Here is a 464-nt window from a genome sequence, read left to right as displayed (position 1 = left end):
GTTCCATTCGTCTTTTGCGGTGGATCAGTCGTGGCAGCATTCGCCTTATCACTCGTTTGGCCGTTCGTTCAAGCCTTATTAAATGACTTCGGTCGCTGGATTGCCTCTTCACATGATTCTGCACCGATCATTGCACCGTTCGTATACGGTACACTCGAGCGTCGATTACTTCCGTTCGGTCTTCATCACATGTTGACTGTACCGATGAACTACACGGAACTCGGTGGAACGTACAAAATCCTGACAGGTTCTGCTCAAGGATCGACGGTTGCGGGGCAAGATCCGCTTTGGTTCGCTTGGATCACTGCCCTTTTTAACTTAAACCAAGCCGGTAACACACAAGGATACAATGACTTTATCAACAGTTTCGTTCCTGCTAGTTTTAAAGAAGGACAAGTCGTCACATCACTTGCTTCATTGATCGGTATTGCTGTTGCAATGTACATGTCCTGTCCCTTGTACAC

General features: G+C 47.2%; 1 protein-coding gene. It reads left to right on the top strand.

Annotated elements, in window-relative coordinates; all coding sequences use genetic code 11:
• Positions 1 to 464: PTS transporter subunit EIIC (locus ACZGCQ_RS16935; protein ID WP_481266890.1), on the top strand; the 464-nt coding region annotated here is incomplete at both ends.

The organism is Exiguobacterium sp. HSB13 (assembly GCF_056764755.1).
This window is presented reverse-complemented; position numbering and strand designations above follow the sequence as displayed.